The sequence below is a fragment of the Streptomyces sp. NPDC053079 genome (assembly GCF_044546695.1).
In the GTDB taxonomy this organism is placed as follows: domain Bacteria; phylum Actinomycetota; class Actinomycetes; order Streptomycetales; family Streptomycetaceae; genus Streptomyces.
This window is the reverse complement of sequence record NZ_JBITZJ010000005.1, coordinates 277,097-300,321: the sequence shown is the minus strand read 5'-3', so window position 1 is coordinate 300,321 and position 23,225 is coordinate 277,097. Positions and strand designations below refer to the sequence as shown.

Sequence of the window (23,225 nt, the reverse complement as noted above, 5' to 3'; positions counted from 1 at the left end):
GACAAACGGACTAAAGGACCGGCCCATGACCGGCGAGAGCGTTCCCCTCGAGGGTGAACGCTGAGTGAGCGTCAGCACTCCAGGGGACGAGTGGTGTATGTCAGTTCGCAGTAGCCAAGATCGATGTGAGGGGATCGGCGGCGACCGTTGCGGCCTGGTTCACGCCCAGGTCACTCGCGCTGTCAACGCTCCTCACTGACCGCAAGCGCCGACCGCCCGCCAGACCGCCAGCCTTCGCGTTCGCACTCGGGGAGACCGCCATGCACCGCAGATCCCGCAGAACCGCAGCCTCGCACCTCGACCGCCGTACGTTCCTGGCCGCCGCGGGAGCCGTCACCACGGCCACCGGGCTGGGCCTCGGCGTGGGCACGGACGGACCGGCCTCGGCCACACCCGGCGACCCCACCCCGGCCCCGGCCGCCGGCACCGCGGCGGCCCCCGCAGCCGGGGCGCCCACGGATGCCGGCACCACCCTCGCCTCCGTCGCCGCCCCGCGCGGCAGCAGCGGCTACCGGCGGCTCGGCGACGGCCCCGGCTGGCCCAGGGTCGTACGGGCCGAGCTGGCCCAGGCGCAGAACGGCCGCGAGGACCGGCGGACCACGCTGGCCTCCTTCGTGCAGTTCACCGACCTGCATCTGACGGACGTGCAGCACCCGCTGCGGTACGAGTTCTTCCGCGCCGGGGACGTGGGGGGCTGGCGGCCGCACGAGGCGCTGACGCTGCCGGGCGTGGTCTCCCTGGTCGAGCGCGTCAACAAGGTGCGCCGGGGGCCGGCCACCGGCGCCCCGTTCGGCTTCGTCGTCACCACCGGCGACAACGGCGACGAGAACGCCAAGATCGAGGTCGAGTGGTTCCTGACCGCCCTCAGCGGCGGCCGGCTGACCCCCAACACCGGCGACCCGCGCCACTACGAGGGCGTGCAGAACAGCGGCCTCAAGCAGTACTGGCACCCCGAGAGCGCCCTGCGCGACCAGGACAAACAGGCCGGCTACCCCCGGATCGACGGCTACCTCGACGCCGCCCTGCGGCGGGTCACCAGCCCCGGTCTGAACATCCCCTGGTACTCCACCTTCGGCAACCACGACCTGCTCTCCGGCGGCTGCTACCCGGCGGCGGGCTCCTTCATCGCCGAGATCTGCGTCGGCGACCGCAAGCTGCAGTACATCCCGCCCGCCGAGGCCAAATGGCTGATGGAGGGCGAGGTCGGCGGCGCCGACCCCAAGGGCAAGCGCATAGAGTCCATGCTCAAGTCGCACAAGAAGGACATGCGCACGATCACCGCCGACCCGCGCCGGGTGCCGCTGACCGCGCGCCAGTACGTGGCCGCGCACCTCGACCCCCAGCACACCGGGCGCGGGCCCGTCGGCCACGGCTACACCCGCGCCAACCTCGACGCGGGCACCCTCTACTACACCTTCAAGGTGTCCGACAAGGTCATCGGCATCAGCATGGACTCCACGGACCCCGGCGGCCACTACCAGGGCTCACTGGGCACCTCCCAACTCGACTGGCTGGACCGGACGCTGAAGGAGCACAAGGACCAGTACGCCCTGGTCTTCAGCCACCACCCCAGCTGGAGCATGAACAACATGACGCCCGACCCCGCCCACCCGGGCGAGAAACGGCACGGCGGCGACGAGGTGCTCGCCCTCCTCCAGCGCCACAACAACGTCCTGGCCTGGATCAACGGCCACAGCCACCGCAACCGCATCCGCCCCCGCGGCAGCTTCTGGGAGATCGCCACCGCCTCGCACGTCGACTACCCGCAGCTCGCCCGGATCATCGAGATCACCGACAACCACGACGGCACGATCTCCCTGTTCACCACGCTCATCGAGTCGGCCGCGCCCTACAGGACCGACTTCCACGACCTCTCCCAGACCGGGCTCGCCTCCCTCTACCGGGAGCTGGCCTTCAACGCACCGGGCTCGGACACCTCGCTCGCGGGCGCGCCGACCGACCGCAACACCGAGCTGCTGCTCAGCCGGCGCTGACGGCTCCGGCCGGGCGGCCCGGACAAGATCACCTCGGCAGGACGACGACGTACGCGCAGGGCTCGCGGTCGGCCGACGCCACCAGGGCGGTCCGGACGACCGCGGCCTGCTGCTCCAGGCCCTCGGCGTCCCGCAGCCGCTTCGGCGTGACGCGCACGACCGTGATGCCCAGCCGCTCCAGGTGCTCGCGCTTGCGGGAGTGCTCGGACCACAGCGGGTCCTCCTCCGGCCGGGGCGAGCGCGCGTCGATCTCCAGGGCCACCGCGTGGTCGGGCCAGAAGGCGTCCACTCCCCCGAGGTGCGGGCCGCCGGGCAGCCGCAGGTCGACGTTCCACAGCGGCGCGGGCAGCGCGTGCTCGCGCACCATGTCGTACAGCCTGCCCTCGGCGACGGACCGGCCCTCCGCCAGCAGCGCCTCCACGGCGTCCACCACGTGCGGCCGGCTCAGCAGCCGGGCCCGCGTCAGCTCCCGCACCACCGCCGCCGCCTCGGCGTGCCCGCCGCGCACGGCCTCGCTCAGCAGAGCGCGCACCGCCTGCGCGTCGGTCAGCTGCGCCACGGTGTCGGCGACCGCACGGGCGGCCGGGGCGACCGGCACGCCCGTCAGCAGCTGGGGGCGCGGCACGGTGTGCGCCCGTACCAGCCTGACGAACCCGTTCGAGCGCAGCCGGCGGGTGCGGGGCAGCAGGACGTCGATGTGGTCCAGGGAGAGCAGCGAGGGCACGCAGGTGAAGCGGTGCAGGGCGAGCGCGGCCGGGCCCGTGATCATCGCATGGCCGTAGGGGGCCGGCTCCGGGGCCCGCGCGGCGGACGGGCCGGGCTGCCGGGGCACCTGGGCCCGCGGGAGGGTGTACATCAGGGCGGCGTGCAGCCGCTCCTCGCTGGTGGCGGGGCCGGTGTGGAGGAGGAAGACCCCGGGCAGCAGCCGCCGCCAGGGCCCGCCGGGTCGGCAGCGCTCGGTGACGTCGGCCCCGGTGACGCCGTGCTCCCTCAACTGACGTGCCGTCATGACCCGGTGACGCACATCGGAGAGGTGGTACAGGGGGCGTGGGGAGAGGGGGGTGTTGGGGTTCATGCCCCCGCCATTCCCGCTCTCCGCCCGCCCCTTAACCGCTGTTACGGGGCCGTCGACAATTCAGGACAACGCCGCTTTGAAACCCGGGGAATTGAAACGTGCCGAAACCGTGTCCCCGGCCTGTCGGCACCTTCCCTCGACGTCCCCCGGCGTCCCTCAGCTCCCGGCGGCCGCGTCGCAGGCCTGGGCGCGCAGGGCCCGCGCCAGGTCGTCGCGGGCCTCCAGCACCAGCCGGCGCAGCGCGGGGGCGGCGTCCTGGTGCGCGGCCAGCCAGGCGTCGGTGGCCTCCAGCGTCGGCCGGTCGCCCTGCAGCATCGGGAACAGGCCGCGGACGACCGCCATGGCGATCTCGATGGACCGCTCCCGCCACACGCGCTCGATCACCTCGAAGTAGCGCGGGGCGAACGGCGCCAGCAGCTCCCGCTGGGACGGCTGGTCGAAGCCCGCGATGGTGGCCTCGGCGAGGGCGTTGGAGAGCGTGTCGGAGTCGACGACCGCGGCCCAGGCGGCGGCCTTGACCTCGGCGGACGGGCGGGCGGCCAGGCAGCGGACCTGGTGGCGCCGGCCGGAGGCGGTGTTGTCCCGGGCGAGCTCGGCGGCCAGCGCCGACTCGTCGGCGGCGCCCCGGGCGGCGAGGGTGCCCAGGAAGGCCCAGCGCAGCTCCTGGTCCACGTCCAGGCCGTCGACCTTCGCGGCACCGTCCAGCAGCCCGTGCAGCAGCTGCAGGTCGCCTTCGTCGGCGGCGAGCTGGGCGAAGAACCGGGCCCACGCCAGCTGGTGGCCGCTGCCGGGCTCGGCGAGTCGCAGCTCGCGCAGCGCGCTCTGGGCGAGCTGCCGGCCGTCCTCCTCGCGCCGGTCGGGGGCGGCGTAGTGCACGAGCGCGCCGGTGGCCCAGGCCTGCACCATCTGCAGTACGCCGATGTCGCTCTCGGCCCCCGCGAAGCGCCGCACCAGCTCCAGGTAGTCGCGGGTGGGCATCAGCCCGTCGCGGGTGAGGTTCCACAGGGCGGACCAGCACAGGGCGCGGGCGAGCGGGTCGGTGAGGTCGCCCAGGTGCTGCCGGAGGGTGTCCAGCGAGGCCTCGTCGAAGCGGATCTTGCAGTACGTGAGGTCCTCGTCGTTGACGAGGATCAGCTCGGGCCGCTCGGCGCCGGCCAGCTCCGTGACCACCGTGCGGGGGCCGGTGACGTCGACCTCGGCACGGGCGTAGCGCTCGAGCGCGCCGCCCGCCTCCCGCCGGCGGTACAGACCCACGGCCACGCGGTGCGGGCGCAGCTCGGGGTGGGTGTCGGGCGCCTCCTGCAGGATGGCGAGCTCGGTGATGCGGTCGGCGGCGTCGTAGGTGGCCAGCGGGGTCAGCGAGTTGACGCCGGCCGTCTGCAGCCAGGACCGCGACCAGGCGGTCATGTCCCGGCCCGAGGTCTCCTCGAGCACCTCCAGCAGGTCGCTGAGGCGGGTGTTGCCGTAGGCGTGGCGCTTGAAGTAGCGCCGGGCGCCCTCGAGGAAGGCGTCGCGGCCGACGTAGGCGACGAGCTGCTTGAGGACCGAGGCGCCCTTGGCGTAGGTGATGCCGTCGAAGTTGAGCTTGGCGTCCTCGAGGTCGCGGATGTCGGCCGTGACGGGGTGCGTGGAGGGCAGCTGGTCGGCGCGGTAGGCCCAGGACTTGCGGTTGTTGGCGAAGGTGACCCAGGCATTGGTGAAGCGGGTCGCCTCGGCCAGCGAGAAGGCACCCATGAAGTCCGCGAAGGACTCCTTGAGCCACAGGTCGTCCCACCACTGCATGGTCACCAGGTCGCCGAACCACATGTGCGCCATCTCGTGCAGGATCACGTTGGCGCGGCGCTCGTACGCCGCCTGCGTCACCTTGCCGCGGAAGACGAACTCCTCCCGGAAGGTCACGCAGCCCGGGTTCTCCATGGCGCCGATGTTGTACTCCGGCACGAACGCCTGGTCGTACTTCCCGAAGGGGTACGGGTAGTCGAAGTGGTCGTGGAAGAAGTCCAGGCCCTGCTTGGTGACGGTGAAGATGTCGTCGGCGTCGAAGTGGCGGGCCAGGCCCTTGCGGCACAGTGCGCCCAGCGGGATCTCCAGGACCGTGCCGTCGTCGAACGTGCGGCGGTAGTGGTCGCGCACGACGTGGTACGGGCCCGCGACGACGGCGGTGATGTAGGTGGAGATGGGCCGGGTGGTGACGAACCGCCAGGTGGCCGAGGCGGCGTCGGAGGCCACCGGCTCCTCCTCGCCGTCCTGTTCGCCGTTGCTGAGCACGGTCCAGGAGGCGGGCGCGGTGACCGAGAAGGTGAAGGGGGCCTTGAGGTCGGGCTGTTCGAAGTTCGCGAAGACGCGGCGGGCGTCGGCGGGTTCGTACTGGGTGTAGAGGTAGACCTCGCCGTCCTCGGGGTCGGCGAAGCGGTGCATGCCCTCGCCGGTGCGGCTGTACGCGCACTGGGCGTCCACGGTCAGGACGTTCTCGGCGGCGAGGTCCTCCAGGGCGATCCGCGCGCCGTCGAAGACGGCCTTCGGGTCCAGCTCCCGGCCGTTGAGGGTGAGCGACGTCACAGCGGGGGCCACGAGGTCCGCGAAGGTGGCGGCGCCCGGCTCGGAGCAGCGGAAGCGCACGGTGGTCACCGACCGGAACGTGCGGGGCTCGGGGCCCGCGCCCACCGCGGAGCGCAGGTCGAGGGCCACGTCGTAGGAGTCCACGGACAGCAGGCGGGCCCGCTGCCGGGCCTCCTCACGGGTCAGGTTCTCACCGGGCACGACGCGGCTCCCTCGTGTTCGTCTCGTTTCGAATACCAGGAATCATGGCACGGGGGGTGCTTGTTGAATCACTGACTGTCCAGCTCGTCAGAGGAGATTCGTGTGACCGCGGAGAGAGTGACCGCCGACTTCTGGTTCGACCCCGCCTGCCCCTGGGCCTGGCTGACCTCGCGCTGGATGCTGGAGGTGGAGAAGGTCCGGCCCGTGGACGTGCGCTGGCACGTGATGAGCCTGGCCGTGCTCAACGAGGACAAGCTCGACCAGGTGCCCGAGGAGTACCGGGAGTTCCTGCGCACCGAGGCCTGGGGCCCGGTGCGGGTGTGCGTCGCGGCCGCGAAGGAGTTCGGCGACGAGGTGCTGGGCCGCCTCTACACCGCGATCGGCCGGCGCTTCCACAACGAGGGTCTGCCGCGCGACCGCGGCACGATCCTGGCCGCGCTGGAGGAGGCCGGCCTGCCGTCCCGCCTCGCGGACGCCGCGGACACCGACGCCCACGACCACGAGCTGCGCGTCTCCCACAAGGAGGGCATAGACAAGGTCGGCGAGGAGGTCGGCACCCCGATCATCTCCGTGCCCGGCCCGGACGGCGCCGAGGTCGCCTTCTTCGGCCCGGTCGTCACCCCCGCCCCCAAGGGCGAGGCGGCGGCCCGCCTGTGGGACGGCACCCTGCTGGTGGCCGGCACGCCCGGCTTCTACGAGATCAAGCGGACGCGTCGGCAGGGTCCGGTCTTCGACTGACCGGTCGCGGCTCGCCCGGCGGCGTCGACCTGCGGGCGTGGGCACGGTCCATTAATGTCCCGGTATGGGCCAGACCGACCTCTCCCGGCCGCTCGGCCGTGACGGCGGCTGGGCCGAGGCCGAGCCGCCGTGCGGCAACGCGGCCCACGCGGAGCTGCCGGTACGCCCGTACGACCTGCTGACGCTCGCACTGTGCCATGCGCTGCGGCTCGTGTGGGCACTGCTGGGGCTGCGGCGGGCGGCGGGCATGCTCCGCCACTACCTGCGCGGCACGGGCTCCGCGTACCGGGTGGACGCCGAGGAGCTGCTCGCCCTGCCGGCCGTGCGCGCGGCCGCGGGGGAGCAGCTCGAGCGGTGGCGCGCCGAGGCGCTCGAGCGCTGGCGCTCGGGTCCGCACGCTCCCGCCGCGTACCCGGCGGACAGCGGCTGGCGCGACGTGCTGATCACCCGCCGGGTCAGCACCGACTGGTGGCTGGCCCTGCGCTGCGCGGAGTTCCGCCTGACGGGCACCGTCCGGGTGGACGCGGAGGGCGGGACGGCGGTGGACTACCGCTTCGCCGTGCAGAAGGCGTGGAACTTCGACCGGGGCGGGTCGGAGCTGGGAGTGCCGTTCACTCCGTTCGCCCGGCTGCACGAGACGGGGCTCGCGAGAGAGTTCACGGTCAAGGGCGAGGCCTTCGGCCACGCCTGAGACGGGGACAATGGGAAGGGGCCCCCGCGCGATCCGAACGCGCGGGGGCCCCTTCCGTTCGCCCGCCGCGTGAAGGGTGAGAAGACGATCACGAGCAGGCGGTCCGGGGTCGGATCAGGGCGCCAGGATGATGGAGCTGCCCTTTTCCTTGGCGGCGAGGTAGCGCTTGTTGACGTCCTGCCAGTTGACGACGGCCCACATGGCGTCGATGAAGTCGACCTTCTGGTTCTTGTACTGCAGGTAGAAGGCGTGCTCCCAGGCGTCGAAGACCAGGATCGGCACGGAGCCCTGGCCCACGTTGCCCTGGTGGTCGTAGACCTGCTCGACGATCAGGCGGCCGCTGACCGGCTCGTAGGCGAGCACGCCCCAGCCGGAGCCCTGTGTGGTGGCGGAGGCCTTGGTCAGCTGCGCCTTGAACTTGGCGAAGGAGCCGAAGGACTCGGCGATGGCGTCCGCGAGCTCGCCCACGCCGTCCTTGTCGAGGGGCTCGCCGCCGCCGTCGCCGGTCATGTTCTGCCAGTAGATGCTGTGCAGGATGTGGCCGGAGAGGTGGAAGGCCAGGCTCTTCTCGAGGCCGTTGATGGCCCCCCACTGGTCCTTGTCCCGGGCCTCGGCGAGCTGCTCGAGCGTGTCGTTCGCGCCCTTGACGTACGCCGCGTGGTGCTTGTCGTGGTGCAGCTCAATGATCTTCGCGTCGATGACGGGCTGCAGAGCCGCGTAATCGTACGGGAGTTCGGGAAGTGTGTAGATGGCCATGCCGAGCCCTCCGACTGCTTATTGCAATTAACTTGCAGGTAAACGCTACCAGCACGTGCATCTGAAAAGCGGTCACGGGGGTACGCCTCGGTCCAAAGTCGGAGGCGGCCTCGGTCCTGAAGATCAGGACCCACTCAGCCGTCAGCGTACGAACCGCCACGCACAGCGACGGCGTGGAAGGATGGCCGGAAGTCGCGACATTGCGGAACGCTAAGGAGATGCCCCGGTGCCCGGAACGAACCTGACCCGTGAAGAGGCGCAGCAGCGGGCGCGGCTGCTGGCCGTGGACGCGTACGAGATCGACCTCGACCTCTCCGGGGCGCAGGAGGGCGGCACCTACCGGTCCGTGACCACCGTGCGCTTCGACGCCGCCGAGGCGGGCGAGTCGTTCATCGACCTGGTGGCCCCGACCGTGCACGAGGTCGTGCTGAACGGGACCGCGCTCACCCCGGCCGAGGTCTTCGCGGACAGCCGCATCGCCCTGCCCGGCCTGGTGGCGGGGCGCAACGAGCTGAAGGTCGTCGCCGACTGCGCGTACACCAACACCGGCGAGGGTCTGCACCGGTTCGTGGACCCGGTCGACGACCAGGCCTACCTCTACACCCAGTTCGAGGTGCCGGACGCCCGCCGCGTCTTCGCCTCCTTCGAGCAGCCCGACCTGAAGGCGACGTTCCAGTTCACCGTGAAGGCCCCCGAGGGCTGGACGGTCATCTCCAACTCGCCGACGCCCGAGCGCCCCGCCGACAACGTCTGGCGCTTCGAGCCGACGCCGCGCATCTCGACGTACATCACCGCGCTGATCGCCGGCCCGTACCACGCGGTGCACAGCTCCTACGAGAAGGACGGGCAGAGCGTCCCGCTGGGCATCTACTGCCGTCCCTCGCTGGCCGAGTTCCTCGACGCTGACGCGATCTTCGAGGTCACGCGGCAGGGCTTCGACTGGTTCCAGGAGAAGTTCGACTACGCCTACCCCTTCGCCAAGTACGACCAGCTGTTCGTGCCCGAGTTCAACGCGGGCGCGATGGAGAACGCGGGCGCGGTCACCATCCGCGACCAGTACGTCTTCCGCTCGAAGGTCACGGACGCCGCGTACGAGGTCCGCGCGGAGACCATCCTGCACGAGCTGGCGCACATGTGGTTCGGCGACCTGGTCACCATGGAGTGGTGGAACGACCTGTGGCTGAACGAGTCGTTCGCCACCTACACCTCCATCGCCTGCCAGGCGTACGCGCCCGGCAGCAAGTGGCCCCACTCGTGGACGACGTTCGCCAACTCCATGAAGACGTGGGCCTACCGGCAGGACCAGCTGCCCTCCACGCACCCGATCATGGCGGACATCCGCGACCTGGACGACGTGCTCGTCAACTTCGACGGCATCACGTACGCCAAGGGCGCCTCCGTCCTCAAGCAGCTCGTCGCCTACGTCGGCATGGACGAGTTCTTCACCGGCGTCCAGGCGTACTTCAAGGCCCACGCCTTCGGCAACACCCGCCTGTCCGACCTGCTCGGCGCGCTGGAGAAGACCTCCGGCCGTGACCTAAAGGCCTGGTCGAAGGCGTGGCTGGAGACGGCCGGCATCAACATCCTGCGGCCCGAGATCACCACGGACGCCGCCGGCGTCATCACCGCCTTCGCCGTCAAGCAGGAGGCCCCCGCGCTGCCCGCCGGCGCCAAGGGCGAGCCCACGCTCCGCCCGCACCGCATCGCGATCGGCCTGTACGAGCTCGAGAACGGCAAGCTGGTCCGCAAGGACCGTATCGAGCTGGACGTCGACGGCGGGCTGACGGAGGTTCCGCAGCTGGTCGGCCGGGCCCGCCCGGCGGTCGTGCTGCTCAACGACGACGACCTGTCGTACGCCAAGGTGCGCCTGGACGCCGAGTCCCTGGCGACGGTCACCCAGCACCTGGGCGACTTCACCGAGTCCCTCCCGCGCGCCCTGTGCTGGGCCTCCGCCTGGGACATGACCCGCGACGGCGAGCTGGCCACCCGCGACTACCTGGACCTGGTGCTCTCGGGCATCGCCAAGGAGTCCGACATCGGCGTCGTGCAGTCGCTGCAGCGCCAGGTGAAGACCGCCATCGACCTGTACGCGGCGCCCACGTGGCGCGAGACCGGTCTGGCGAAGTGGACCGAGGCCACGCTGGAGCACCTGCGCGCGGCCGAGCCGGGCAGCGACCACCAGCTGGCCTGGGCCCGCGCCTTCGCCGCCACCGCCCGCACCGGCGAGCAGCTCGACCTCCTGGCCGCGCTGCTGGACGGCACCCAGTCCATCGAGGGCCTGAAGATCGACACCGAGCTGCGCTGGGACCTGCTCGGCCGGCTGGCCGCGACGGGCCGCGCGGACGAGAAGGCCATCGCCGCCGAGCTGGAGCGCGACAAGACCTCCGCGGGCGAGGAGCACGCCGCCTGGGCGCGCGCCGCACGGCCGACGGCCGAGGCGAAGGCCGAGGCGTGGGCCTCGGTCATCGACTCCGACAAGCTGCCCAACGCGGTCCAGGAGTCGGTCATCAGCGGCTTCCAGCAGACCGACCAGCGTGAGCTGCTCGCGCCCTACGCCGAGAAGTACTTCGCGGTGGTCAAGGACGTCTGGTCCAAGCGCAGCCACGAGATGGCCCAGCAGATCGCGGTCGGCCTCTACCCTGCCCTGCAGGTCTCCCAGGCCACCCTGGACGCCACGGACGCCTGGCTGGCCTCGGCCGAGCCGAACGCGGCGCTGCGGCGTCTGGTCACGGAGTCCCGTGCGGGTGTCGAGCGTGCGCTGAAGGCACAGGCGGCGGACTCGGCCGCCGCCGTCTGAGACCACGCACGAGGGCGCCCCGGACCATCCGGTCCGGGGCGCCCTCGGCGTTTTTGGCGTTCAGGCGCTTCAGGCCTTCTCCGCCCGGGCCCGTCGGCGGGCCAGCAGCGCCTCGCGCTTCTCGTCGAACTTCCTCGCCTGGTCGTCGAGGCCGCCCATGAACATCCCCAGCTCCTCCTGGGCACGCAGGCCGTCCGGGCCCAGGCCCGTGATCTCGAGGACCTTCAGGAAGCGCAGCACCGGCTGGAGCACGTCGTCGTGGTGGATGCGCAGGTTGTAGATGCCGCCGATGGCCATCTGCGCGGCGGCCCGCTCGAAGCCGGGAATGCCGTGGCCGGGCATCCGGAAGCCGACCACGACGTCGCGCACGGCGCACATCGTCTGGTCGGCCGCCAGCTCGAAGGCCTTCCCCAGCAGGTTGCGGTAGAAGACCATGTGCAGGTTCTCGTCCGTGGCGATGCGGGCGAGCATGCGGTCGCAGACCGGGTCACCGGAGTTGTGACCGGTGTTGCGGTGCGAGATGCGGGTGGCCAGCTCCTGGAAGGCGACGTAGGCCACCGAGTGCAGCATGCTGTGCCGGTTGTCGGACTCGAACCCCTCCGACATGTGCTGCATGCGGAACCGCTCCAGGGCGACCGGGTCCACAGCGCGCGAGGTGAGCAGGTAGTCCCGCATCACGATGCCGTGCCGGCCCTCCTCGGCGGTCCAGCGGTGCACCCACGTCCCCCAGGCGCCGTCGCGGCCGAAGAGAGTGGCGATCTCGTGGTGGTAGCTGGGGAGGTTGTCCTCGGTCAGCAGGTTGACGATGAGGGCGGTGCGCCCGATGTCCGTGACCTTCGACTGCTCGGGGGCCCAGGGCTCGCCGCCCATGACGCCGTCGAAGTTACGGCCGTCGCTCCACGGCACGTACTCGTGCGGCATCCATTCCTTGGCCACCTTCAGGTGCCGGTTCAGCTCGGTCTCGACGACCTCTTCGAGTGCGTACAGCAGGCGACTGTCGCTCCATGCGGCCTGGCCGGCGTGGGAGGGGGCGATGGTCACGGGCAGCTCCTGGAACGATCATTACCTACGGCTCCGTAGGTTACGACACCGTAGGTTAATGGTGGGACAAACGCCAAAGCCGGTGGCCCGTACACGGAAATGAGCAGCAAAAAAGCCGACACCCGAAGGTGTCGGCTTTTGGGGGCCTGCGGTCAGACGAGCGGCATCAGCGCGCGGTGCGCGGGTAGTGCGTGTCGTGCGTGCGCTTGTTGTCGGAGTTCTTGGCGAGGACCATGGTCAGGCCCGTGATCACCAGGAAGAGGACGATCGGCGCGACCACGTAGAGACCGATCGTGTTGATCGCGCTCAGGCCGGGGCCCGGGTCGTCACCGTCGTCGCGGGTGAGCGCGAACGCGGGGGACGACATCAGCAGCATCAGCAGCGTGCCTGCGGAGATGGCACCGGCACGCACGGCGTTCTTGTTGACCTTATTGCTCACGGCCTCAACGTATCGGACACCCGCCGGGCCCGCGCGCCCGGGGTGGCCTATCCGCGTCAACGCCGCCCGCCCGCCGCCCTGACCTCCTCCATCAGCGCGTGCAGCCGGGGCGAGGCCGCCAGCTCCTCCAGCGACAGGGGACGGCCCGAGGCGTCGGCGACGGGCAGCCGCCAGTTCGGGTACTGGTCCCAGGTGCCCGGCAGGTTCTGGGGCCGCCGGTCCCCCACCGCGTCCGGCAGCCAGATGCCGACCATCGCGGCGGGCGTACGCAGCAGGAAGCGGTGCACGGCCTTGATCGCCGCCTCCTCGTCGCCCGGCCCCTCCGGGAGCAGCCCCAGCCGGCCGAAGAGGGCCAGCCACTGGGCGACCCCCATGGCGTCCTCGCGCTGCTCCTCCTCCAGCGGGCGGGTGAGCAGCCCCAGCCGGTGCCGCAGCTCGACGTGGTCGCCGGTGAGCCGGGCCGCGGTGCTCGGCAGGTCGTGGGTCGTGGCGGTGGCCAGGCAGCCGGAGCGCCAGCGCCCGGGCTCCAATGGCTCCGGGTGCGCGTCGCCGGCTCCCCCGGCCTCGTAATCACGCTCGAACCACAGCACCGAGGTGCCGAGCACCCCGCGCTCGGCCAGCGTCTCGCGCACACCGGGCTCGACCGTGCCCAGGTCCTCGCCTATGACGGCGGCGCCCGCGCGGTGCGCCTCCAGGGCCAGCACGCCGAGCATGGCCTCGGCGTCGTAGCGCACGTAGGCCCCGCGCCGGGGCTCGTAGCCCTGCGGCACCCACCACAGCCGGAACAGCCCCATCACATGGTCGATCCGCAGCGCTCCCGCGTGCCGCAGCAGCCCGCGCAGCAGCTCGCGGTACGGGGCGTAGCCGGTGGCCGCGAGGGCGTCGGGGCGCCAGGGCGGCAGGCCCCAGTCCTGGCCCCGGGCGTTGAAGGCGTCGGGCGGGGCGCCGATCGACATGCCGGCGGCGAAGGCGTCCTGCTGGGCCCAGGCGTCGGCACCCGAAGGGTGGACTCCGACGGCCAGGTCGTGGACGAGGCCGACGCACATGCCGGCGTCGCGGGCCGCGCGCTGGGCCGCGGCCAGCTGCCCGTCGGTGAGCCAGGCCAGCCAGCAGTGGAAGTCGACCCGCTCCAGCAGCTCGCCGCGGGCGCGGGCGGTGCGCGCCGAGCGCGGGTCCCGCAGGCCCGCGGGCCAGGCCCGCCAGTCCGGGCCGTGCACCTCGGCCAGCGCGCACCAGGTGGAGTGGTCGTCGAGCGCCTGGCCCTGTCCGGCGAGGAAGTCGTCGTAGGCCGCCCGGCGGCCGGGGCTCTGCGGCACGGCCCGCACCAGCTCCAGGGCCCGGCGCTTGAGGTCCCAGACCGCGTCGCGGTCGATCAGCTCGCCTCGGCGCAGCACGGCCTCGCGCAGCGCGGCGGCGCCCGCCAGGAGCTCGTCGGCCCGGGCGCGCGCGGCCCCGGTGAGGTAGGCGAACTCGGGGATCTCCTCGACCCGCAGGTGGACCGGGTCGGGGAAGCGCCGGGAGGAGGGGCGGTAGGGCGAGGGGTCGGTGGGCGGTCCGGGCACCGCCGCGTGCAGGGGGTTGACCTGGACGAAGTCCGAGCCGAAGGTGCGGCCCGACCAGGCGGCGAACTCGGCGAGGTCGGCGAGGTCGCCCATGCCCCAGGAGCGGGCGGACAGCAGGGAGTAGAGCTGCACGAGGAAGCCGTGGCCGCGTGCGGGGGGCGCGGGGAGCCGGCCGGGCGCGACGATCAGGGGCGAGGCGGAGGACCGCCCGTCGGGGGCCTGGGCGCGCAGGACGTGGCTGCCCGGCGGGAGCGGCTCGGCACCGGTCCCCTGCCCGGCGCTCCAGCGCAGGGTGCGGCCGTCCTCGGTGTCGACGCGCAGCTGCGTGCCCTCGGGGAGCTCGGGCAGGGTGCGCCCGGAGCCCTCGCGCAGCACCACCGTCGCCGGCAGCAACCGCCCCCGCGCGGCCGTGGCGTGGGCGTCGAGGGCGTCCCGCACGGCCCGGGGGGTGGAGGCGTCGACGCCCAGCGCGGCGAGGACCGCGACCACGGTGTCCTCGGGCACCCGCACGGTCTGCCCCGGCGCGGGCTCGTAGGAGGTGGCGACACCGTGCAGCTCGGCAAGGCGCGCTCTGCCCATCGATACCTCCGCGGTCGCCCCCGTGCCGGATGCCTCTGCCCTACCCACGTGCCGGGGCGGTCGACACCTTGCGTTCTCCGATGTCGATTTGGCGTCTCTTCAGGGGACATCCCGATCGATTCCGCTTCACCCCCGCTCCCCGTCACGCGGGGCATTACCGGCAGTTCGGTCAGCCGCGTTGACACGCTCCGCGCCTGGTGATGGGCTCGTCGCTCCACGGGAGCGACACCTGGGGGCAGGGGCACCTGGGGGCGAGGAGAGGGCCGTGCGGTTCCTGGGCGAGGACCCCTCGTACGGAGGCTGCGGAAGCGACGGCGCGAGCGGCGCCGATGCCGACGGGACCGCCGGGCGGCCCGGCCGTGCCCTGGGCACCGGCAGCCTGGGCCGCCCGGCCGGCGGGCGCCGGCGCGCCGGGGTCACCGTCCTGGCCGCCGCCCTCCTGGGCGGGCTGCTCGGCGGCGGCACCGACGCCCTCGCCGACCCCCGCCCGGGCGACGCCGCCTCCGCCGCCACCGGCTCGCCCGGCACCCCGGACCGCGAGGATGCCGGCGGCCTGCCGCCCGTGTGGCCGCGCCCCCAGTCGGCACACGCCCAGGGCGCGTTCGCCCGGGTGGGTGACGAGGTCACCGTGATGGCCGAGCAGGGCACCGACCCGTACACGATCGAGGCGCTGCGCGAGATCCTGCGCGGCCTGGGCGCCCGCAGGGTCGTGGACGCCCAGCCCGGCGGTACCCCGCCGCCGAGCGGGCTGATCGTCTACGCGGGTGGCCGGGCGGCCGAGGACGCCCTGCGCTCGCTCGGCGCCCCGGCCGCGGACGGCCTGCCGCGGGGCGGCTACCGCCTGGCCACCGGGGTGCTCGACGGCCGGCCGGCCGTGGCACTGGCCGGGCCGGACGCGGACGGCCTGTTCCACGCGGCGCAGACGCTGCGGCAGCTGGCGGTGGAGCGCGACGGCGGGCACGCCTTCGCGGGGGCGGTGATCCGCGACTGGCCGGGCACGGCGGTGCGCGGGCTGACCGAGGGCTTCTACGGCCGGCCCTGGTCGCACGAGCAGCGGCTGGCCCAGCTGGACTTCATGGGCCGCACCAAGCAGAACCGCTATCTCTACGCGCCCGGCGACGACCTCTACCGCCAGGCCCGCTGGCGCGACCCCTACCCCTCGGCCCAGCGCGCCGCGTTCCGGGAGCTGGCCGAGCGCGCCCGCCGCAATCACGTCACGCTCGGCTGGGCCGTCTCGCCCGGGCAGGCGATGTGCTTCTCCTCCGCGTCGGACGTACGGGCCCTCAAGCGCAAGGCCGACGCGATGTGGGCGCTGGGCGTGCGCGCCTTCCAGCTGCAGTTCCAGGACGTCAGCTACAGCGAGTGGCACTGCGACGCAGACGCGGAGAAGTTCGGCTCGGGCCCGAAGGCCGCGGCGAAGGCCCAGGCGGCGGTCGCCGGGGCGCTGGCGGAGCACCTGGCCGGCAAGGGCCCGGAGGCGGCCCCGCTGTCGCTGCTGCCCACCGAGTACTACCAGGACGGGCGCACCGCCTTCCGGCGGGCGCTGGCCGAGGCGCTCGATGCGCGCGTGGAGGTGGCGTGGACGGGCGTGGGGGTGGTGCCCAAGACCATCACCGGCGGTGAACTGGCCGCCGCCCGGGAGGCCTTCGGGCATCCGCTGATGACCATGGACAACTACCCGGTCAACGACTACGCGCAGGACCGTATCTTCCTCGGGCCCTACACCGGCCGCGAGCCGGCGGTGGCCACGGGCTCGACCGCGCTGCTCGCCAACGCCGCCGCGCAGCCCACCGCTTCCCGCATCCCGTTGTTCACCGCCGCGGACTACGCCTGGAATCCGCGCGGCTACCGCCCCGAGGAGTCCTGGCGGGCGGCGGTCGACGACCTCGCCGGCCGGGACGCGAAGGCGGCCGGGAGCGCGGCCACCCGCCAGGCGCTGCTGGCGCTGGCCGGCAACGACGCCTCGTCGGTGCTGGGCGGCGAGGAGTCGGCGTACCTGCGGCCGCTGCTGGACGACTTCCGCGCGGCCCAGTCCACGGCGGACCCGGCGCGGCTGACCGAGGCCGCGGACCGGCTGCGCGCCGCGTTCCGCACCATGGCCGACGCACCCGGCAGGCTCACGTCGCTGCTGGGGGACGAGGTACGGCCGTGGCTGGAGCAGCTGGGCAGACACGGCGAGGCGGGCCTGCGCGCGGTGGACATGCTCACCGCCCAGGCGCGCGGCGACGGCGCGACGGCCTGGCGGGCCCAGCTGGATGTGCAGCGGCTGCGCGAGCGGATCGCGGCGGGCCGGGCGACGGTCGGCAAGGGCGTCCTCGCCCCCTTCCTCGACGAGGCCCTGGCCAGGGCGAACGGCTGGACCGGCATCGACCGGCCGCTGCGCACCGCCGACGGGGCCACCGACGGAGACCCGGCCACCGCGGTGCTGCCGCGACCGGGCGCCCCCCTGGCCGTACGCCTGCCCGAGCCGCATCCGCTGACCATCGTGACGCTGCTCACCGCGCCCGCGCCCGCGCCCGGCGTGCGCGGCACGGTCGAGGCCCATGAGGCGGACGGCACCTGGCGGCCGCTGGGGGCGGTGTCCGGCAGCGGCTGGACGCAGGTGCCGGGCCAGGGGGTGCGGGCCGACGCGCTGCGCGTGGTCTGGGGCGGGAACGGCACACCGCCCGCCGTGCACGAGTTCAGCCCGTGGTTCGCCGACACCCCCGCGGCCGACGTCGAGCTCACCGGCCGGGAAGCGGACGCGGAGATCGGCGGCCGGCCGGCGGCCGTCGAGGTGCGCATGATCAACCGGCGTCCGGAGACGGTCCGTGAGCGGCTCGCCGTCCGGGCGCCGAAGGGCGTCGCCGTCCGCGCCCCGGCGGAGCTCACCGCGGCGCGCGGGGGCGTGGCCACCGCCCGCATCGAGCTGACGGTGCCGGCGGGCACACCGGCCGGGGTGTTCACGGTGCCGGTCGTCCTGGCCGGGCAGGAGCGGATGCTGACCGTACGGGCGTATCCGCCGTCCGGGGGGCCGAACCTGGCGCGCGGGGCGCGGGCGACGGCCTCGGGCGAGGAGGCCGCCCGCTTCCCGGCCTCGGCGGCCCTCGACGGCGATCCGCACACCCGCTGGTCCTCGCCGCACACCGACGGCGCCTGGTGGCAGCTGGAGCTGGCCCGGCCGGTCCGGCTGGGCCGCCTGGTGCTGCACTGGCAGGAGGCCCACCCCGTCCGCTACCGCGTCCAGGTTTCACCGGACGGCCGCACCTGGCGGGACGCGGCGACGGTCACGGGCGGCAAGGGCGGGGTGGAGTCGGTGCGCATGGACGCGCCGGACGCGCGCTTCGTGCGCGTCCAGGGCGAGAAGCGGGCCACGCGGTTCGGCTACTCGCTGTGGGACGTGGAGGCGTACGCGGTGCGGGAGCCGTCGAAGGACCCGCGCGATCCCCGCTGAGACCGGGCCATCGCCATGCGGCGTGCGGCAGGCACGCGACCGGCGCCGCAGACGACGATGGCCCGGTCAGTCTCAGGCGGAAATGCCGTCGATCCGGGCCATCGCGTCCTCCGCGCCGTATGCCTGCAAGTACGGCAGCCAGCGCGGATCCCTATGGCCCGTGCCGATGATCCGCCACGCCAGACCGGACGGCGGCGCCGGCTGATGGCGCAGCCGCCAGCCCAGCTCGGAGACATGCCGGTCGGCCTTGACGTGATTGCAGCGGCGGCAGGCCGCCACCACGTTCTCCCAGGCGTGCTGGCCGCCGCGGCTGCGCGGGACGACGTGATCGACGCTGGTTGCGACGCCACCGCAGTACGCGCAGCGCCCGCCGTCCCGGGCGAACAGGGCGCGGCGGGTGAGCGGGACGGGGCCCCGAAAGGGCACCCTCACGAAGCGCTTCAGGCGGACGACGCTGGGGGCGGGGATGGTGCAGGTCGCGCTGTGCAGATAGGCGCCGGAGTCCTCGAGGCTGATGGCCTTCTCATTGAGGACGAGTATGAGCGCGCGGCGGAGCGGTACGACGCCGAGCGGCTCGTACGACGCGTTGAGGACCAGGACATGCGGCACGGGTGCCTCCTTGTACGCCGGCGGCGCGTGGCTCGCGCCGGGACGATCTCCTGCAAGTGTCCCCTGGCCCCTGGCAGGAGCGCCACCATCCACGGGTAACGGGTCTCAGGTGTTTTGGAGCACACCTCGGGGCTCACACCGACCAAGCGCAGCCATCTCCGCGCAGGACCTGCCCCATCTCGAACACAACAACGGGGGATCCGCTCTGCCCCGTTAGTGTGGTGGGTCTGCCCGTACCGCTCCACGTCGCGGGTGTAGTCCCACATCGGAGGGTTCCTGCTGTGTTCTGGTCCGCTGCCCTGGCCGCAGACTCGACGCCCCGTCCCTCGTCCCTGGACGAGGCGCAACGGACGGCGAACGACGCCGCGGGCTGGGTCGAAGAGAACTGGTCCGTCTGGCTCAGCAACGGCCTGCGTATCGTCCTGATCATCGTGATCGCGGTCGCCGCGCGGTCGCTGATCCGCCGTGCCATCACCAGACTGATAGCGCGGATGAACCGCACCGCCCAGGCGGTCGACGGCACGGCCCTGGGCAGCCTGCTCGTCAACGCCGAGCGGCGCCGGCAGCGCTCGGAGGCCATCGGTTCGGTGCTGCGCAGCGTCGCCTCGTTCCTGATCATGGGAACAGCGGCCCTGACCGTGCTCTCCGTGCTGAAGATCAACCTTGCGCCGCTGCTAGCCAGTGCGGGTGTGGCGGGTGTCGCCATCGGTTTCGGCGCCCGGAACCTGGTCACCGACTTCCTCTCCGGCGTCTTCATGATCCTCGAGGACCAGTACGGCGTGGGCGACGAGGTCGACGCGGGCGTCGCCACCGGCACGGTCGTCGAGGTGGGCCTGCGCGTGACCAAGCTGCGCGGGGCGAACGGCGCCATCTGGTACGTGCGCAACGGCGAGGTCAAGCGCATCGGCAACCTCAGCCAGGGCTGGTCCATGGCCGAGGTGGACGTCACGCTGCGCTACGACGAGGACCTGGACCGGGCCCGTTCCGTCATCGCCGCCGCCGGCGAGGAGATGGCCAAGGAGACGCCCTGGTCGGAGCGGATCTGGGAGCCGGTCGAGGTCATGGGCCTGGACTCGGTCACCCTGGAGGCGGTGGTCGTGCGGGTGCAGGCCAAGACGATGCCGGGCAACGCCGCCGGCGTCGAGCGCGAGCTGCGCTGGCGGATCAAGCGGGCGCTGGACGCGGCGGGCATCCGCATGGGGGCTCCGCTGCCGGGGTCGCTGGAGCAGGAGCTCGACGCGCTGCCCGATCCCTCGGCGGGCGTCGCCGCTCCCTCGGCCCTCAACAACCCCACGTCCCCGCAGGCGCAGGCGACCGCGCCGATTCCGCCGGCGCCGCCGGCTCCGGTGCCGCCGGGCGCGACGCTCGGCAAGTAGCCGGCCCCGATGCCGTGGAGGGCTCCCTCGCCGCCGATGTGGTGAGGGAGCCCTCCGCTTTCCTTCAGTGTTCCTGGAAGACCTTGTCCAGGAACTGGTCCACGTTGACCCGCATCCGCTCCAGCCGCTCGTCGAGCGAGAGCGACTCCTTGTACCGCATCGTCATCACGGGCGCCTTCTTGCCGCGTACGTACAGCGGGCAGGCGAGGTCCGCGCACATATAGGCGCCGACGGTGTTGCCCTCGCGGCCGGAGACGCCGACCCGGCGGGCCGCCAGCAGGGAGACGCCCGAGCCGGGGTGCGCGGTCAGGCACAGCGAGCACATCGTGGTCTTGGCCAGGCTCCGGGGGCCGCCCTGCGGTACGCGCAGGGTGACACCGGTCAGCCGGCCGTCCCGCTCGGCGACGAGGTAACCGCGGTCCGGCGCCCCCGGGTCCCGCCAGCCGAGGAAGTCCAGGTCCGCCCAGGGGAGATCGGCCAGTCCGCGGGGCAGGCTGATCCTGCGCGCTTCGCCCTTCGAGCAGTTGACGAAAGAGGCGCGTATGTCGTCGTCGCGGAGTGGTTCCATGGGAAGGGAAGCTAACAGTGGGACGTATCTGACGTCGCGTGATTTTCCGCCCCGGCCGGCGGCCCACCGGTCCAGACCTATTGACGCCCGCGCTGACGTGCGCATACCTTCTGTCAGCGATTGGAAAGTTTCCTTACAGAGCGGCTGTTCACGGACGCCGGCGAAGGGCGGGACGAAGCCATGGCAGGAACCGGGATCCCCGGCACCCCCAGCGTCCTGCGGGCCATGAACGACCGCGCCGCGCTCGAACTGCTCGTCGCCCACGGCCCGCTCACCCGTACCCGCCTGGGCGAGCTGACCGGCCTGTCCAAGCCCACCGCCTCCCAGCTGCTCGCCCGGCTCGCCGCCGCCGGGCTGGTCCGCACCGTCGGCAGCGTCACGGGGCGGCCCGGGCCCAACGCCCAGCTGTACGAGGTGAATCCGGCCGTCGCCCATGTCGCCGGCCTCGCCGTCGACAAGCTGGGCATCACGGCCGCCGTCGCCGACATCACCGGCACGGTCGTCGGCGAGCACCGCGTCGCGGCGGTGGCCCTCGACGAGTCGGTCCGCGGCCGCACGACCGAGCTGGTGACCGAGGCCGTCAGCGGCGCCCTGGCCGCCGCCGGGCTCGCCCCGGACGCCCTGCGCCGCACCGTCATCGGCACCCCCGGGGCGCTCGACCCGGCCACCGGCACCCTGCGCTACGCCCCGCACATGCCCGGCTGGCACTCGACGACCCAGCGCGAGGACCTCGCCGAGGCCCTCGGCACGCCCGTCGCCATCGAGAACGACGTCAACCTCGCCGCCGTCGCCGAGCGGCACGCCGGGGCCGCTCGGGACGCCGAGGACTACGTGCTCGTCTGGATCGACGAGGGCGTCGGCGCCGCCGTCGTGCTGGGCGGCCGGCTGCTGCGCGGCGCCACGGGCGGCGCCGGCGAGATCGGCTACATGCCGCTGCCGGGAGCGCCGCTCGCCCGCGGCGGCCCACAGGCCACGATCGGGGACGGCGGGGGCGGCTTCCAGCAGCTCGTGGACTACTCCACCGTGCTGCCGCTGGCCCGGGAGCTGGGCATCCAGGCGCCGACCGCGCCCGAGGCGGTGGCCCTCGCGCGGCGGGCCGAGGGCGCCGGCGACGCGCTCCTGGCGGAGCTCGCGACCCGCATCGCCTGCGGCCTCGCGGCGGTCGTCGCCGTCGTCGACCCCGCGCTCGTGGTGCTCTCCGGCCAGCTCTGCCAGGCCGGGGGCGAGCGACTGCGCGCCCTCGTCGAGGCGGACATGACCGGGCTCGCCCTGCCCCGGCCGCACCTGCGGCTGAGCACGGTGGAGGGCTCCCCCATCCTCATCGGCGCCCTGCGGACCGCCCTCGCGGACGCCCGCGACACCGTCTTCGACACGGTCTGACCACCGCACGACCGTCCCCGCCCTCCGGAGCGACACCTCCCCGCCCTCCCCCGTCGGAAAGGACGTTCCGTATGCGCCGAAGCGGACGCCGCGGCTTACCGGCCGCGCTCCTCCCCCTGCTGGTGACGGCGGGCCTGCTGCTCGCCGGCTGCGCGAACCCGGGCACCGGCAGCGACCGGGACGACCCGACCCGGCCGGTCACCCTCCGCTTCTGGCACGGCTGGTCGGAGAAGAACGAGGTCAAGGCGGTCGACGAGGCGATCGCCCGGTTCGAGAGGCGCTACCCCCACATCCGGGTGGAGTCGACGGGCAACGTCACCGACGAGACCGTCAACCAGGCGCTGCGGGCCGGCGGCGGAAAGGCACCCGACGTCGTCTCCTCCTTCACCACCAACAACGTGGGGCAGTACTGCTCCTCGGGCATGTGGGTCGACCTCGACCCCTTCCTGCGCAGGTCCGGCCTCGACAAGAAGGACGTCTTCCCGAAGACGCTCCTGGACTACACGAGCTACCGGGGAACGCAATGCGCCCTGCCCCTGCTCGCCGACGCCTACGGGATGTACTACAACCGGGACGCCTTCGAGGAGGCGGGCGTCTCCCGGCCGCCGCGCACCATGTCCGAGTTCAAAGCCGCGGCCGTGAAGCTCACCCGGCGGGCGGAGGACGGCTCGTACCGGCGGGTGGGGTTCATGCCGAACTTCCGCCTGTACGAGAACAGCCCGGACCGGCTCTTCGCCCAGTGGGCCCCGCGCTACTTCGACGACGAGGGCCGGTCCCGCCTCTCCCGGGAGCCCGCGGCGCGGCAGTTCTTCGGCGTGCAGCGGGACCTGGTCTCCGCGCTCGGCGGCTACGGCCCGCTGGAGAGGTTCCGCACCACCTTCGGCGACGAGATGTCCTCGCAGAACGCCTTCCTGACCGGGAAGCTCGCCATGCACCTGGACGGCTCCTGGCGCAGTCTGATGCTGGCGAACGCCCGGCCCTCCTTCCGGTGGGCGACCGCGCCCATGCCCGTACCGGACGACCGGCCGGAGACGTACGGGCGCGGCTATCTGACCGGAACGGTCGCGGGCATCGCGCACAGCAGCAAGCACCAGAACGCCGCCTGGGAGCTGGTGAAGTTCCTGACGACCGACACCGATCAGGTCGTCACCTTCGCGAACGCCATCCACAACGTGCCCTCCACCAAGGCCGCGCTCGCCTCGCCCGGGCTCGACGCCGACCCGGCCTTCCGCACCTTCCTCGCCATCGCGCAGAACCGGCACAGCGTCTCCATGCCCCCCTCGGTCAACGGCGGGATGTACATCACCGCCCTCCAGGACTTCGCCTACGACGTGGAGGCCGGCAGGGTCCGCGACCTGGACAAGGGGCTGCGCGCGCTCGACCGGCAGATAGACGACGACACCCTCCAGTCCGCCAACTGACGAAAG

General features: G+C 72.9%; 16 protein-coding genes. 8 read left to right on the top strand and 8 right to left on the bottom strand.

From position 1 onward, the window contains the following. The first annotated feature begins 260 nt into the window (after nt 1–260). The gene (locus ACIGXW_RS20335; protein ID WP_399574289.1) at nt 261–1,994 is read left to right on the top strand and encodes a TIGR03767 family metallophosphoesterase; all 1,734 of its coding nucleotides are present in this window, start codon (nt 261–263) and stop codon (nt 1,992–1,994) included. 28 nt (nt 1,995–2,022) lie between these two features. On the opposite strand, the gene ACIGXW_RS20330 is transcribed toward ACIGXW_RS20335, so the two are convergent. After that, nucleotides 2,023–3,069: a hypothetical protein gene (locus ACIGXW_RS20330; RefSeq protein WP_360909820.1), complete on the bottom strand. Its 1,047-nt coding sequence runs from the start codon at nt 3,067–3,069 to the stop codon at nt 2,023–2,025. A 156-nt stretch (nt 3,070–3,225) separates the two neighbouring features. Continuing rightward, complete coding sequence (gene pepN / locus ACIGXW_RS20325; RefSeq protein WP_399574288.1) at nt 3,226–5,829, bottom strand: aminopeptidase N; 2,604 nt, start codon at nt 5,827–5,829, stop codon at nt 3,226–3,228. Between the two features lie 102 nt (nt 5,830–5,931). On the opposite strand from pepN (ACIGXW_RS20325), the gene ACIGXW_RS20320 reads away from it, so the two are divergent. Both ACIGXW_RS20320 and ACIGXW_RS20315 read left to right on the top strand, forming a co-directional pair. Further along, a complete protein-coding gene (locus tag ACIGXW_RS20320; RefSeq protein WP_399574287.1) occupies nt 5,932–6,567 on the top strand; it encodes a disulfide bond formation protein DsbA in 636 nt (211 codons plus the stop codon). Between the two features lie 64 nt (nt 6,568–6,631). Further along, nucleotides 6,632–7,258 carry a hypothetical protein gene (locus tag ACIGXW_RS20315; RefSeq protein ID WP_399574286.1) on the top strand — a complete coding sequence of 209 codons (627 nt, stop codon included), beginning with the start codon at nt 6,632–6,634 and terminating at the stop codon, nt 7,256–7,258. 114 nt (nt 7,259–7,372) lie between these two features. Here the strand turns inward: ACIGXW_RS20315 and ACIGXW_RS20310 are convergent, their stop codons facing one another. Beyond that, a complete protein-coding gene (locus ACIGXW_RS20310; RefSeq protein WP_399574285.1) occupies nt 7,373–8,014 on the bottom strand; it encodes a superoxide dismutase in 642 nt (213 codons plus the stop codon). 226 nt (nt 8,015–8,240) lie between these two features. Here ACIGXW_RS20310 and pepN (ACIGXW_RS20305) point away from each other — a divergent pair, with 226 nt between their 5' ends. Continuing rightward, nucleotides 8,241–10,811, top strand: a complete 2,571-nt coding sequence (gene pepN, locus ACIGXW_RS20305) for an aminopeptidase N (RefSeq protein ID WP_399574284.1) — start codon at nt 8,241–8,243, stop codon at nt 10,809–10,811. A 69-nt stretch (nt 10,812–10,880) separates the two neighbouring features. Here the strand turns inward: pepN (ACIGXW_RS20305) and ACIGXW_RS20300 are convergent, their stop codons facing one another. The 3 genes from ACIGXW_RS20300 to malQ form a co-directional block, all read right to left on the bottom strand. After that, a complete protein-coding gene (locus ACIGXW_RS20300; protein ID WP_399574283.1) occupies nt 10,881–11,852 on the bottom strand; it encodes an acyl-ACP desaturase in 972 nt (323 codons plus the stop codon). A gap of 166 nt (nt 11,853–12,018) precedes the next feature. Next, complete coding sequence (locus ACIGXW_RS20295) at nt 12,019–12,291, bottom strand: hypothetical protein (RefSeq protein WP_399574282.1); 273 nt, start codon at nt 12,289–12,291, stop codon at nt 12,019–12,021. Between the two features lie 56 nt (nt 12,292–12,347). After that, on the bottom strand, nt 12,348–14,432 hold the full coding sequence (gene malQ, locus ACIGXW_RS20290) for a 4-alpha-glucanotransferase (protein ID WP_399574281.1): 2,085 nt from the start codon (nt 14,430–14,432) through the stop codon (nt 12,348–12,350). Nucleotides 14,433–14,697: 265 nt separating this feature from the next. Here malQ and ACIGXW_RS20285 point away from each other — a divergent pair, with 265 nt between their 5' ends. After that, nucleotides 14,698–17,865, top strand: coding sequence for a beta-N-acetylglucosaminidase domain-containing protein (locus ACIGXW_RS20285; protein ID WP_399574280.1), 3,168 nt, complete (start codon nt 14,698–14,700; stop codon nt 17,863–17,865). Between the two features lie 72 nt (nt 17,866–17,937). On the opposite strand, the gene ACIGXW_RS20280 is transcribed toward ACIGXW_RS20285, so the two are convergent. Beyond that, nucleotides 17,938–18,474 (bottom strand): HNH endonuclease, encoded by a 537-nt coding sequence (locus ACIGXW_RS20280; protein WP_071964240.1) that lies wholly within the window; start codon nt 18,472–18,474, stop codon nt 17,938–17,940. A gap of 281 nt (nt 18,475–18,755) precedes the next feature. Between ACIGXW_RS20280 and ACIGXW_RS20275 the strand changes: the two genes are divergently transcribed. Continuing rightward, on the top strand, nt 18,756–19,850 hold the full coding sequence (locus tag ACIGXW_RS20275) for a mechanosensitive ion channel family protein (RefSeq protein ID WP_399574279.1): 1,095 nt from the start codon (nt 18,756–18,758) through the stop codon (nt 19,848–19,850). A gap of 64 nt (nt 19,851–19,914) precedes the next feature. Here the strand turns inward: ACIGXW_RS20275 and ACIGXW_RS20270 are convergent, their stop codons facing one another. Then, a complete protein-coding gene (locus ACIGXW_RS20270) occupies nt 19,915–20,418 on the bottom strand; it encodes an FBP domain-containing protein (RefSeq protein ID WP_399574278.1) in 504 nt (167 codons plus the stop codon). 180 nt (nt 20,419–20,598) lie between these two features. Between ACIGXW_RS20270 and ACIGXW_RS20265 the strand changes: the two genes are divergently transcribed. Continuing rightward, entirely contained in the window at nt 20,599–21,798 is a 1,200-nt protein-coding gene (locus tag ACIGXW_RS20265) for an ROK family protein (protein ID WP_399574277.1), read from the top strand. Nucleotides 21,799–21,869: 71 nt separating this feature from the next. Continuing rightward, nucleotides 21,870–23,219, top strand: a complete 1,350-nt coding sequence (locus ACIGXW_RS20260) for an ABC transporter substrate-binding protein (RefSeq protein WP_399574276.1) — start codon at nt 21,870–21,872, stop codon at nt 23,217–23,219. The last annotated feature ends 6 nt before the right edge of the window (nt 23,220–23,225 follow it).

Bases quoted from the DNA above. Each gene is read 5' to 3' on its own strand.
- malQ (WP_399574281.1), bottom strand. From the start codon at position 14,432: ATGGGCAGAGCGCGCCTTGCCGAGCTGCACGGTGTCGCCACCTCCTAC.
- ACIGXW_RS20315 (WP_399574286.1), top strand. From the start codon at position 6,632: ATGGGCCAGACCGACCTCTCCCGGCCGCTCGGCCGTGACGGCGGCTGG.
- ACIGXW_RS20270 (WP_399574278.1), bottom strand. From the start codon at position 20,418: ATGGAACCACTCCGCGACGACGACATACGCGCCTCTTTCGTCAACTGC.
- ACIGXW_RS20265 (WP_399574277.1), top strand. From the start codon at position 20,599: ATGGCAGGAACCGGGATCCCCGGCACCCCCAGCGTCCTGCGGGCCATG.
- ACIGXW_RS20335 (WP_399574289.1), top strand. From the start codon at position 261: ATGCACCGCAGATCCCGCAGAACCGCAGCCTCGCACCTCGACCGCCGT.
- ACIGXW_RS20330 (WP_360909820.1), bottom strand. From the start codon at position 3,069: ATGAACCCCAACACCCCCCTCTCCCCACGCCCCCTGTACCACCTCTCC.
- ACIGXW_RS20260 (WP_399574276.1), top strand. From the start codon at position 21,870: ATGCGCCGAAGCGGACGCCGCGGCTTACCGGCCGCGCTCCTCCCCCTG.
- ACIGXW_RS20310 (WP_399574285.1), bottom strand. From the start codon at position 8,014: ATGGCCATCTACACACTTCCCGAACTCCCGTACGATTACGCGGCTCTG.